This is a genomic window from Enterococcus sp. DIV0086 (assembly GCF_050498705.1).
Taxonomy (GTDB): Bacteria; Bacillota; Bacilli; order Lactobacillales; family Enterococcaceae; genus Enterococcus; species Enterococcus faecalis.
The window spans coordinates 454,112-465,904 of the sequence record NZ_JBNIDN010000001.1; the positions used below are offsets into that span (position 1 = coordinate 454,112).

Consider the following 11,793-nt stretch of genomic DNA (forward strand, 5'->3'; position numbering starts at 1 on the left):
ACTTTAGCTATTTTAGATAGGTTTGTATTCATAACATTATGGGTACAGACAACAAACGTTTGTATCTATAATGGCTAGGGAAATTTAAGATGACTTTCAGCCATGTAGATTTAAGAAAATCTATAGTGGCTTTTATATTGCTTTTTTGTAGGGTATTCACTGTAGATTTTTCTTAAAATTTACTGTGAATATCCTTTTTGTTTGGCCAAAAATTAGGATTTCAGAAACTTACTAAAAAAATTTCGTAAAGGAGCACACAGGATGAAAGAAATAACTGGAGCCACTCGTTTAGCTGGGTTATTCGCGAAACCTAGCCAACACAGTATTTCACCGTTGATTCATAATACAGCATTTCAAAATTTAGGAGTTGATGCTCGGTATCTGGCGTTTGACGTTGGACAAGAGACATTGCCACAAGCAATTGAAGCGATTCGAACGTTTCACATGTTAGGGGCCAACTTATCAATGCCCAATAAAGTGGCGGCTGTAAGTTATATGGATGAACTAAGTCCTACCGCTCAACTGGTTGGCGCAATTAATACGATTGTCAACAAAGATGGAAAACTTTACGGAGACAGCACGGATGGTACTGGTTTTATGTGGAGTTTGAAAGAGAAAAAGGTTGACGTTTTTCAGAATAAAATGACCATCTTAGGAACAGGTGGTGCAGCCTTATCAATCATTGCCCAAGCTGCTTTAGATGGCGTGAAAGAAATCGCCGTTTACAACAGGAAAAGCGCGGGGTTTAACGACAGTCAAAAAAAACTGGCAAATTTCACTGAACGAACCAACTGTGTAATCCATTTAAACGATTTGGCGGATACTGAAAAACTAGCAAAAGATGTTGCTGAAAGCGTCTTGTTAGTTAATGCAACGAGTGTGGGTATGCATCCACATGCGCATAGTAGTCCTATAGAAAATTATGCAATGATTCAACCGAAGTTATTTGTGTATGATGCTATTTATAATCCCAGAGAAACACAGTTATTAAAAGAAGCCCGTTTACGTGGTGCAGAAACAAGCAACGGCTTGGACATGCTACTTTATCAAGGAGCTGCTGCTTTTGAACAATGGACAGGACAAAAAATGCCTGTATCAGTCGTAAAACGTAAAATTGAAAATAGATAAAAAGAGCGCCGTTTAAAGGCATGAGGAGAGAATATAATGATCGTAATTATGAAAGAAAATGCAACCGAAAAGCAAATGAAACAAGTCATTGATTTAGTAACAGGTGCAGGCTTAACTACTCAAACAAGTCAAGATAATGGAAAAACAGTGATAGGCTTGATTGGTGATACAGAAAAATTAGTTGAAGCAGAGTTAACAGCATTAGAAGGCGTGGAAAAAAGTGTCCGCATTTCGTTGTCATACAAACTAACGAGTCGTTTATTTCATCCAGAGAATACAGTGGTTGATGTGAACGGTGTTAAAATCGGTGACGGCAGTATGACCATGATGGCGGGCCCTTGTTCAATCGAAAGCTTAGATCAGATTCGTGAATGTGCGCGAATTGCTAAAGCTGGCGGTGCAACAATTTTACGAGGTGGTGCATTCAAACCTAGAACGTCGCCATACGCTTTCCAAGGACTAGAAGAAGAAGGACTAAAATACATTCGCCAAGCGGCTGATGAATTAGATATGCAAGTCATTACAGAAGTGATGGATGAAGCGAATTTAGAACTTGTCGCAAAATACAGTGACATTTTACAAATCGGTGCGCGCAACATGCAAAATTTCAAGTTATTACAAGCGGTTGGTAAAACTGGAAAACCTATTGGCTTAAAACGCGGGATTGCTGGTACGATTGATGAATGGCTAAACGCAGCTGAATACATTGCTGCGCAAGGAAATTTCAATGTGATCTTCATTGAACGTGGGATTCGTACGTACGAAACCGCTACGCGCAATACACTTGATTTAAGTGCGGTGCCTTTAATTAAAAAATTAAGTCATTTTCCAATTATTGTTGATCCGAGTCATGGTGTTGGTATCTGGGATTTAGTACCGCCAATGGCCCGAGCAGGTGTTGCTTCAGGTGCGGACGGCTTGATTGTAGAAATTCACCCAGATCCAGCGAATGCGTGGTCAGATGGGCCACAATCCTTGAATGAAAAAACTTACCTACGTATGATGAAAGAAGTTCATATCATCGAAAAAGCAATGAAAGAAATTAATGCTTTAGAAGATTAGTAAAGACAGAGGAGTAGAGGACATGAAATTAACCGTAACGTTACCTATACATTCATATGATTTAACCATCGAAACAGGTGTCTTAGATAAAATTGGCACCTGGGTACGTAGCCTGTGGCAGCCACAACGGGTAGCGATTATTACCGATGAAACGGTGAATAAATTATATGGCGCAGCTGTTGAGAAAGAACTGCAAGCTGCTGGTTTTGAAACATCATTGATTGCTGTAGCGGCAGGTGAACAAAGTAAGAGCCTCGAAACAGCTCAACTGCTTTATGATTTTTTAGCGGAACAGCAATTGACTCGAAGTGATGGTCTAATTGCTTTAGGTGGAGGCGTTGTGGGAGATCTAGCTGGATTTGTCGCTTCAACCTATATGCGCGGTATTCACTTTTTGCAAGTACCAACAACCTTACTGGCACAAGTAGATAGTAGCATTGGAGGTAAAACAGCGGTTAATACTAAAAAAGCCAAAAATCTTGTCGGTACTTTTGCCCAACCAGATGGGGTTTTAATTGATCCTAATACACTTAAAACATTAGAACCTAGACGTGTGCGTGAAGGAATTGCAGAAATTGTAAAATCAGCAGCTATCGCTGATGTTGAATTGTGGCACCGTTTATCCTCTTTGGAAAATGAACAAGATTTAGTGGTACATGCAGAAGAAATTATCACGGCCTGTTGCAAGATTAAACGTGATGTCGTCGAAGAAGATGAATTAGATTTGGGCTTACGTTTGATTCTGAATTTTGGGCATACGATCGGCCACGCATTAGAAAATACAGCTGGTTACGGGGTGATTGCTCACGGTGAAGGCGTTTCTTTAGGAATGATTCAAATAACTCAAGTCGCAGAACAACGAGGGCTTTCCCCACTTGGGACTACCCAAGAGTTGGTCACCATGCTAGAAAAGTTTCATTTACCAGTAACCACAGATCGTTGGCCAGAAGAACGTCTCTATCAAGCAATTACACATGATAAAAAAACACGTGGGGGACAGATTAAAATCATTGTCTTAGAAAAAATTGGTCAAGCGAAAATTGTCTCTTTACCAACGGAAGAAATTCGAGCATTTTTAAACAGAGAAGGAGGAATTTAAGATGCGCTTTATTACAGCAGGCGAATCACATGGACCTGAATTAACTGCTATTATTGAAGGCTTACCAGCCGGTCTGCCTTTAAGTAGCGAAGAGATTAACCGAGAATTAGCAAGACGTCAAGGCGGTTACGGTCGTGGGGGACGGATGAAAATTGAAAAAGACCAAGTATGTATTACTTCGGGTATTCGGCATGGTAAAACACTTGGCTCACCAGTAACGTTGATTGTCGAAAACAAAGACTGGAAAAATTGGACCTCCGTGATGTCAGTAGAGCCAGTTCCTGAAAAACAAAAGAAAATCCGCTGCGTCAGCAAACCACGTCCAGGACATGCTGATTTAGTCGGTGGCATGAAATATCAACATGATGATTTACGGAATGTTTTAGAACGGTCTTCGGCACGAGAAACAACGATGCGTGTGGCGATTGGTGCGGTTGCTAAAAAACTCTTAGCTGAACTGGATATCCAAGTCGCTGGGCATGTCGCGGTATTAGGTGGGATTGAAGCTACGATCCCTGAAAATTTAACGATTCGTGAAATTCAAGAACGATCTGAACAATCTGCCGTTCGCGTATTAGATCCTTCCGTAGAAGAAAAAATGAAAGAACTAATTGACCAAACCAAGAAAAATGGCGATACAATTGGTGGGGTAGTAGAAGTACTTGTGGGTGGCGTTCCAGCTGGCTTAGGTAGCTATGTTCAATGGGATCGTAAACTAGATGCCAAAATTGCGCAAGCTGTTGTAAGCATCAATGCTTTTAAAGGTGCTGAGTTTGGCATTGGATTTGAAATGGCGCAACGCCCTGGTAGTCAAGTGATGGACGAGATTGTTTGGGACGAAAGTACTGGTTATACCAGAACTTCCAACAATTTAGGCGGTTTTGAAGGAGGAATGACCAACGGAATGCCAATCATCGTTCGTGGTGTCATGAAACCTATTCCAACCCTTTATAAACCATTACAAAGCGTTAATATTGATACAAAAGAGCCTTATAAGGCCAGCGTTGAGCGCTCTGATAGCACGGCGGTACCGGCCGCTAGCGTTGTTTGTGAAGCCGTTGTTGCAACGGAAGTAGCGAAGGCTATGCTCGAAAAATTTGATAGTGACTCATTTGAACAAATGAAAGAAGCAGTGAAACGTTATCGTCTATATACTCAAAACTTTTAATGGAAGAAAGTCGCAAGTATATGGAGGGAAAAAATGAAGAAACGTATTTTAATCGTAGGATTAGGGCTAATCGGGAGTTCACTGGCTTTGTGTATCAAAAAAGGACATCCCAACAGTGAGATTATCGGTTTCGATAATCAAGCGGAGTCAACTGAATTTGCTAAGAAAACGGGTCTAATTGATGAGATAGCTGAATCTTTAACAAGTGGGGCAAGACGAGCAGAGATTATTTTTCTTTGTTCCCCAGTTAAAGCAACTTTAGTACAACTAGAAGAATTAAACCAATTATCACTAGAAACTGCTCTGATCACAGATGTGGGTAGTACCAAGGTGGAAATTAATCAGTTAGCAACAAAGCTTAACATGAAAAATTTTATTGGTGGTCATCCAATGGCTGGTTCACATAAATCCGGCGTAACAGCCGCTGATGAACGTTTGTTTGAAAATGCCTACTATATTTTTACCGATGACCATGGCGAAAAAAACAAACAGATTCAGGAGTTACAAACGTTACTAAAAGGAACGCATGCGAAGTTTATTACGATGCCTGCACAGGAACATGATGAAATTACTGGTGCTCTAAGTCACTTGCCACATATTGTTGCCGCAGCGTTAGTGAACGAAAGTCAGCAACTGAATACCACTTACCCTAGAGCGCAGCAGCTAGCGGCTGGAGGATTCAGAGATATTACTCGAATTGCTTCCTCTGATGCAACGATGTGGACGGATATTTTATTAAGCAATCGCTTAGTATTATTGGACTTACTAGAAAATTGGCAAAAAGAGATGACTACTGTTTGCCAATGGTTAACAGAAAAAAATGCCCCAGCTATTCGTAATTTTTTTGATAAGGCCAAAGAAACACGTGCTCAGTTGCCCATTCATAAAGAAGGCGCAATCCCAGCTTTCTATGATCTGTTTGTTGATGTACCAGATCAACCAGGAATCATTGCTGAAATTACGCAAATTTTAGGCGAAGCGGACCTTTCTCTTACAAATATTAAAATTTTAGAAACGAGAGAAGAAATCTATGGGATTCTTCAATTGTCTTTTAAAAATCAATCAGACTGCCAAGCTGCAAAACAAATTTTATCTAAAAAAACGAACTATACGTGTTACGAAAAATAAGAGGTGATGAGGGTGCAACTACGTACAAATGTGAAACATTTACAAGGGACTCTGATGGTTCCTAGCGACAAATCGATTTCCCATAGAAGTATTATGTTTGGAGCGATTTCTTCTGGAAAAACGACGATTACAAATTTTCTAAGAGGCGAAGATTGTTTAAGTACCTTAGCGGCGTTTCGTTCTTTAGGTGTGAACATTGAAGATGACGGGACGACAATCACCGTTGAGGGGCAAGGATTTGCAGGTTTAAAAAAGGCGAGGAATACAATTGATGTTGGAAATTCAGGGACAACAATTCGTCTAATGCTAGGCATTTTAGCTGGCTGTCCCTTTGAAACGCGCCTAGCTGGTGATGCGTCTATTGCCAAACGACCGATGAATCGTGTGATGCTTCCTTTAAACCAAATGGGAGCGGAATGTCAAGGGGTTCAGCAAACGGAGTTTCCGCCAATTTCTATTCGCGGGACTCAAAATTTGCAACCGATTGACTACACAATGCCTGTTGCGAGTGCTCAAGTGAAATCGGCTATTTTATTCGCCGCTTTGCAAGCCGAGGGCACTTCTGTAGTGGTTGAGAAAGAAAAGACACGTGATCATACAGAAGAGATGATTCGACAATTTGGTGGGACACTTGAAGTAGACGGTAAAAAAATTATGTTAACTGGACCGCAACAATTAACAGGTCAAAATGTGGTAGTTCCTGGTGATATCTCTTCTGCAGCTTTCTTTTTAGTTGCGGGTTTAGTAGTCCCAGATAGCGAGATACTTCTGAAAAATGTTGGCTTAAATCAAACGCGGACAGGTATTTTAGATGTGATTAAAAACATGGGTGGTTCCGTCACTATTTTAAATGAAGATGAGGCCAATCACTCTGGCGATTTACTTGTAAAAACGAGTCAATTGACAGCTACAGAGATTGGTGGCGCTATTATCCCACGTTTAATTGATGAGTTACCGATTATTGCTTTGTTAGCTACTCAGGCTACTGGCACGACAATCATTCGAGATGCAGAAGAATTGAAAGTCAAAGAAACCAATCGGATTGATGCAGTAGCGAAAGAATTAACAATTTTAGGCGCCGACATCACGCCTACTGATGATGGCTTAATTATACATGGACCAACTTCTTTACATGGTGGAAGAGTTACCAGTTATGGGGATCATCGTATCGGGATGATGTTACAAATTGCTGCATTACTTGTAAAAGAAGGCACTGTTGAATTAGATAAGGCTGAAGCAGTTTCAGTTTCTTATCCAGCATTTTTTGACGACTTAGAACGTTTAAGTTGTTAACGAAGGAGGATAACGAACCATGGAAAGCATTGTTTTAATTGGTTTCATGGGTGCGGGTAAAACAACTATCGGCCAAAGTTTGGCCAATAAACTAAAGATGCCTCATCTTGATTTAGATACAGCGTTAATTGAAAAAATAGGACGCTCAATTCCTGACTATTTCGAAAAATATGGTGAAGCAGCTTTCCGAGAACAGGAAACCCAACTTTTAAAGGAGCTGTCAAAAAATACAGCCGTCCTTTCAACTGGGGGCGGGATTGTTGTCGGACCAGAAAATCGTAGCTTATTAAAATCTTTTCAGCAAGTGATTTATTTACATGCGACACCAGAAGAGCTGTTAAAAAGAATCAAAGAAGATACTGAAAACCAACGACCCTTAGCTATAGAACGTTCTTCAAAAGAAATCATTGCTTTGTTTGAGTCTCGTAAAAATTTTTATGAAGAATGTGCGAAGATGACAATTGATACGACCAATCGCTTGCCAGAAGAAATTATCAATGAAATTCTGCAACAATTAAAGGAGTAGAGAAACGATGAAAGTTGGTTATTTAGGTCCGATTGGTTCCTTTACGTACAGTGCAACGTTGGCTGCTTTTCCTGATGCTACATTGATACCGTACGCATCGATTCCAGCTTGCTTGAAAGCAATTGAACAGCAAGAAGTGGCATGGAGCATTATCCCAATAGAAAACACGATTGAAGGAACCGTTAATGCATCGATAGATTATTTGTATCATCAAGCGCAGTTACCTGTCCAAGCAGAGTTGGTTTTACCGATTCAACAACAATTAATGGTGGCAAAAGAGAATCAAGCGATCTGGCAACAAAGTCAGAAAATTTTATCACATCCGCAAGCATTAGCTCAATCGCAGATGTTTCTAGAGAAAAACTTTCCAGAAGCGATTTTAGAAGCAACGCCTTCAACAGCTTACGCCGCCAAATACATTGCAGAACATCCAGAATTACCTTTTGCAGCTATTGCACCAAAACTTTCTGCGGAAATGTATGATTTGACCATTGTTGAAAAAAATATACAAGATTTATCGGTAAATCAAACCCGATTTTGGGTTCTTGGTTCTGAAAATTTAGCGATTTCTTTCCCGCTATCTGAGAAAAAAATAACGCTGGCGATTACGATGCCAAGTAATGTTCCTGGCTCTTTACACAAAGCATTAAGCGTGTTTAGTTGGCGAGGGATTAATCTTAGCAAAATAGAATCGCGGCCGTTGAAAACAAAGCTAGGAGAGTACTTCTTTTTAATGGACTTAGTGAATGATCAACCAGAAAAATTAATTGAAGCAGCCTTAACAGAACTGGAACTCATTGGCGCAGAAATAAAAATTTTAGGGGATTACCCGATCTATGTTTTGTCCACACTTTAAAGAGTTAAAAATGAAAATGAAGCTTACTTATTAGATAAAGTGAGTTTCATTTTTTATTAAATTACATATTTGTAATAGGAATTTCCTGCGAAATGAGGTATCCTAAGAAAGGTGATAAAACACAGAGGTAAAGGAGTGACACGATGAGTCGTGTAGATCGTTATAAACATATTCATGAAAAATCGAGACCAGCAGAGCATAAAAAGACCTTTAATCCCCGAAAATCAATGGGTGAACATAGAGAAGAAGAACCAGAAGAACTAGCTGAAAGCCTTCAAGAGCCAGTTTACGAAGACAGCTATACTGAGGACAGTCGCAGAAGTGAGAGGCGACATCAAACAGATTCAGGTGGTGGCAACGGTTCTGACCAACCACCCCGCGGAAAAAAAGACAAGAAACCAAAAAAGAAACGTAAAAAATCAAAAACAAAACGCTTTTTCAAATGGCTAGTGATCCTATTGATTCTGTTATTTGCCTATAGTACAGTCATGTTTTTAAAAGGAAAATCTGCAGCAGAACATGATGACTCGTTGCCTCAAGAAAAAGTAGAAACATTTAATGGTGTCAAAAGTAGCAATGGGGCTAAGAATATTTTAATTCTTGGCAGCGATACACGTGGGGAAGATGCTGGACGAGCCGACACAATAATGGTTCTCCAACTAAATGGACCATCAAAAAAACCGAAATTAATTTCATTTATGCGTGATACATTCGTGGACATTCCTGGTGTCGGGCCGAATAAAATTAATGCCGCATACGCTTATGGCGGTGCTGAATTGGTTCGTGAAACGTTAAAACAAAACTTTAATTTAGATACGAAATATTATGCTAAGGTAGATTTCCAATCATTTGAAAAAATTGTTGACTCTATGTTTCCAAAAGGTGTCAAAATCGATGCAGAAAAATCACTGAATTTAGATGGTGTTGACATTGAAAAAGGGCAACAGGTCATGGATGGACATGTCTTACTTCAATACGCTCGCTTTAGGATGGATGAAGAAGGCGACTTTGGTCGGGTTCGTCGCCAACAACAAGTTATGTCAGCTGTAATGAGCCAAATGAAAAACCCAATGACTTTATTAAGAACTCCAGAATCACTTGGGAAATTAGTCGGCTATATGTCGACAGATGTGCCTGTCAGTTTCATGCTAACGAACGGACCATCATTGCTGATTAAAGGAAAAGCAGGGGTTGAGTCATTATCGGTTCCGGTACCAGATTCTTGGAATTTTGGTGAATCCTCTTATGCAGGCAGTATTTTAGAAGTAGATGAACAAAAAAATGCTGACGCCATCGAAAAATTCCTGAACGAATAAGGAAAGCATTTTAAAATATCCTTTTTTATGCTATATTAGAAACAACGTGGAAAATTAGTGAAACGAGGTTACAAAATGAAAATTGCTATTGTGACAGATAGTACAGCTTATTTACCCGAGCGCATTAAAGATCATCCGAATCTTTTTGTAATTCCCATCCCAGTCATTTTAGATGGAAAAATATACAACGAAGGCATTGACATTGAAGCAGATGAATATTATGCATTGCTAAATAATAGTAAAGAATTTCCGACGACTTCACAACCTGCTTTAGGAGAAGTGTTAGAGCTTTACAAATCAATCGCTGAACAAGGGTACGACACCATCATCAGCATTCATCTTTCTTCAGGAATCTCTGGTTTTGTTCATACATTGCACGGACTTACTGATGAAATCCCAGGCGTTGCTTTGTATCCATATGACTCAAAAATTACAAGTATGCCAATGGGACACATGGTAGAAGCTGCTTTAGATTTAACAGAAGAAAAAGCCAGCTTAGAAGAAATTTTTGCCAAATTAGATTTAATTCGTGATAATACGTATGCATATCTAATTGTAGAAGATCTGAACAACTTAGTTCGTGGCGGTCGCTTAACGAATGGCGCAGCCTTGATCGCTGGGCTATTGAAGATTAAACCTATCTTGACTTTTGAAGATGGAAAGATTGTATTATTTGAAAAAATCCGTTCAACGAAGAAAGCTTTTGCTCGTGCAGAAAAGATTATTGGTGAACGAAACGCAGGGATTGAAGCGCCAGTTAAACTGTATGTGATTCATGCCAATAACCGCATCGTTGCTGAAAAAGAACAAGCAAAATTACAAAAGCTATACCCAAATGCAGAAATTGAAATCGGTCATTTTGGTCCAGTTATTGGGACCCACCTAGGGGAAAAAGCAATTGGCTTAGCGATTTCAGCTCAATAATAAAAGATGAGACAAAAGTAAACTACTTCTGTCTCATCTTTTATTCTATTATTTTGTCGTTTGCTGCTGTTACTCAGCCGAATACTTTTTGTTTATAAGAAAATGTAAAATTACTCCTTTTTATTAGAAAATATCTTGCAAATTAAGCAATTCCTTACAAAGTAATGTATACTAAGGAAGAGGAGGCGGTTAAATGAAAAGAAATATAGCCTTGTTGCAAAGCGAAAAAATGAAAAAAGTTCAAGCTTTAGCAAACTACTACCAAGAATCAATTGACTTACCGCCTGGAAAAAACCGTGAGGCGGTTATCAAAAAGATTAACGAATCAAAAAAAGAAATTAAAGAAATAAATGATATATTAACAGATATTCAAAAGAAAAAGAAATAAAGGAGTCGTTTGTGATTATCGATGGATTTACGTTATTGCTATTTTTATTTGTCGTCGTTATGTATGGTTACTTTTACTTCGTACGTAAAAGTATTGTAATTCCGGCTGCAAAACATCCTACAACAAAATATCTAGTTGCTTTTTTTAGTTTAATGATTCTGGCCAATGCATTTTCGGCAGGAGATAAAATTGAAATGATTCGAAGTGTGTTATATATTTTGATTATCTTCAGTTTTCTTTACGATGCAAGAGGTTTTGCGGAGGACTGTATTATTACGCATCCTTTTGACAATCGGGGCACGACCTTTAAAGATATCGAAAAGATTGTCCTTGTTCAAAAGCCGAACGGTATTCGTTTAGGGTATTTAAAAAAAGGCAGAAGAGGGGTGGTTTTACGCTTTTCTGCGCCACTAGAAGAAATAGTTCTTTTTCTTTCAACACGGATGAATGAAGAGGCAGAAATTGATATTATTGTTAATGAAGATTAACCATGTTCAGCTCCTAGAAATCAGCTTTTCCCGCGTTAAGTTTTGTCTGAATTTCTTTTGAAAAAAAGAAAGCAATTTTGCTTGTACTTTTGGTAAAATTTGTTATAATTAGTCAGATTAAATTTTGGAAGGAAGTTGTTTCGGTGAGTGAAGAATTTGAAAAGTGTGTCGCTGACTTGAAAAAGAAATATCAAGCAATCCCTGAAGAAAAACGACAACACTTTGCAGAACGTATGCAAAAGAAAAATTTCTTACGCTACAAAAAAATTGAATTAATTAAAGGAGAACTTCTTCGTTTAGAAGCACGACGCGCTCAATTGGAACTTTGCGAACGCAGTTCTGAGTTAGAAGAAGTCGAAAAGAAAATTATTCTTAAAAAGAAAAAATTACTTAAATGTTTTGATCGGTAAGTCAATA

The 11,793-nt window shown here is 38.9% G+C and carries 13 protein-coding genes; all 13 read left to right on the forward strand.

Annotated features, from left to right (window positions below):
- The first annotated feature begins 261 nt into the window (after positions 1-261).
- The 13 genes from aroE (at position 262) to IGI63_RS02210 (ending at position 11,786) form a co-directional block, all read left to right on the forward strand.
- Positions 262-1,128, forward strand: coding sequence for a shikimate dehydrogenase (gene aroE / locus IGI63_RS02150; protein WP_002369402.1), 867 nt, complete (start codon positions 262-264; stop codon positions 1,126-1,128).
- 36 nt (positions 1,129-1,164) lie between these two features.
- The gene (gene aroF, locus IGI63_RS02155) at positions 1,165-2,190 is read left to right on the forward strand and encodes a 3-deoxy-7-phosphoheptulonate synthase (RefSeq protein WP_002363948.1); all 1,026 of its coding nucleotides are present in this window, start codon (positions 1,165-1,167) and stop codon (positions 2,188-2,190) included.
- A gap of 22 nt (positions 2,191-2,212) precedes the next feature.
- Positions 2,213-3,289, forward strand: a complete 1,077-nt coding sequence (gene aroB, locus IGI63_RS02160; RefSeq protein WP_429975227.1) for a 3-dehydroquinate synthase — start codon at positions 2,213-2,215, stop codon at positions 3,287-3,289.
- 1 nt (position 3,290) lies between these two features.
- Positions 3,291-4,457, forward strand: a complete 1,167-nt coding sequence (aroC, locus tag IGI63_RS02165; RefSeq protein ID WP_429975228.1) for a chorismate synthase — start codon at positions 3,291-3,293, stop codon at positions 4,455-4,457.
- Between the two features lie 33 nt (positions 4,458-4,490).
- Entirely contained in the window at positions 4,491-5,585 is a 1,095-nt protein-coding gene (locus tag IGI63_RS02170) for a prephenate dehydrogenase (protein ID WP_002374855.1), read from the forward strand.
- 6 nt (positions 5,586-5,591) lie between these two features.
- Positions 5,592-6,878 carry a 3-phosphoshikimate 1-carboxyvinyltransferase gene (gene aroA / locus IGI63_RS02175; protein WP_002378283.1) on the forward strand — a complete coding sequence of 429 codons (1,287 nt, stop codon included), beginning with the start codon at positions 5,592-5,594 and terminating at the stop codon, positions 6,876-6,878.
- Between the two features lie 19 nt (positions 6,879-6,897).
- Positions 6,898-7,404 carry a shikimate kinase gene (locus IGI63_RS02180; RefSeq protein WP_368021022.1) on the forward strand — a complete coding sequence of 169 codons (507 nt, stop codon included), beginning with the start codon at positions 6,898-6,900 and terminating at the stop codon, positions 7,402-7,404.
- A 7-nt stretch (positions 7,405-7,411) separates the two neighbouring features.
- On the forward strand, positions 7,412-8,260 hold the full coding sequence (gene pheA / locus IGI63_RS02185) for a prephenate dehydratase (protein ID WP_142666424.1): 849 nt from the start codon (positions 7,412-7,414) through the stop codon (positions 8,258-8,260).
- Between the two features lie 143 nt (positions 8,261-8,403).
- Entirely contained in the window at positions 8,404-9,576 is a 1,173-nt protein-coding gene (locus IGI63_RS02190) for an LCP family protein (protein ID WP_002365661.1), read from the forward strand.
- A gap of 75 nt (positions 9,577-9,651) precedes the next feature.
- Positions 9,652-10,500 carry a DegV family protein gene (locus IGI63_RS02195; RefSeq protein WP_002382324.1) on the forward strand — a complete coding sequence of 283 codons (849 nt, stop codon included), beginning with the start codon at positions 9,652-9,654 and terminating at the stop codon, positions 10,498-10,500.
- Between the two features lie 193 nt (positions 10,501-10,693).
- A complete protein-coding gene (locus IGI63_RS02200; RefSeq protein ID WP_002357574.1) occupies positions 10,694-10,888 on the forward strand; it encodes a hypothetical protein in 195 nt (64 codons plus the stop codon).
- An 11-nt stretch (positions 10,889-10,899) separates the two neighbouring features.
- Positions 10,900-11,376, forward strand: coding sequence for a hypothetical protein (locus tag IGI63_RS02205; RefSeq protein ID WP_002360311.1), 477 nt, complete (start codon positions 10,900-10,902; stop codon positions 11,374-11,376).
- 77 nt (positions 11,377-11,453) lie between these two features.
- Positions 11,454-11,786, forward strand: a complete 333-nt coding sequence (locus IGI63_RS02210; protein WP_002357572.1) for an ACP phosphodiesterase — start codon at positions 11,454-11,456, stop codon at positions 11,784-11,786.
- Positions 11,787-11,793: the final 7 nt, after the last annotated feature.